Source organism: Algoriphagus sp. SE2, from assembly GCF_039563885.1.
GTDB lineage: Bacteria > Bacteroidota > Bacteroidia > Cytophagales > Cyclobacteriaceae > Algoriphagus.
Window position 1 is genome coordinate 1 of the sequence record NZ_JBCLWJ010000087.1, and the last position, 345, is coordinate 345.

Annotated in this window: 1 protein-coding gene; it reads right to left on the reverse strand. The window is 42.3% G+C overall.

Annotation, left to right across the window (positions count from 1 at the left end):
- On the reverse strand, positions 1–303 hold a 303-nt coding region (locus AAGF08_RS20540), incomplete at its 3' end, for a T9SS type A sorting domain-containing protein (protein WP_343513333.1).
- Between the last annotated feature and the right edge of the window lie 42 nt (positions 304–345).

Genomic DNA, 345 nt, shown 5'->3' on the forward strand with positions numbered 1-345 from the left:
CACAAGCTGACCAGTTTTCACCTGAACAGTGTAAAGTCCAGGGCTAAATTGATCAATTGATATCTGATAAGTAGCATTTCCATCTTGGACACCTTCTTCTTCATAAACCAATCTTCCGATGGCATCAAAGATTCTGATTCCAACATTAATGCTTTGACCTAATTCAATCTCAAGGGTCACATCCTTGCCCGCAGGATTAGGGAACATGTTGAAGTCTCCAAATCTAGGCTCACGGCTCAGCTCAATCACCCGTTCGATGGTCTGGCCAGCTCTATCTGTACTAAAGACTGTTATTTTCGCCATTGCTGGTATTGAAGTACCTTTCCAGATAATTGACTTACCAAC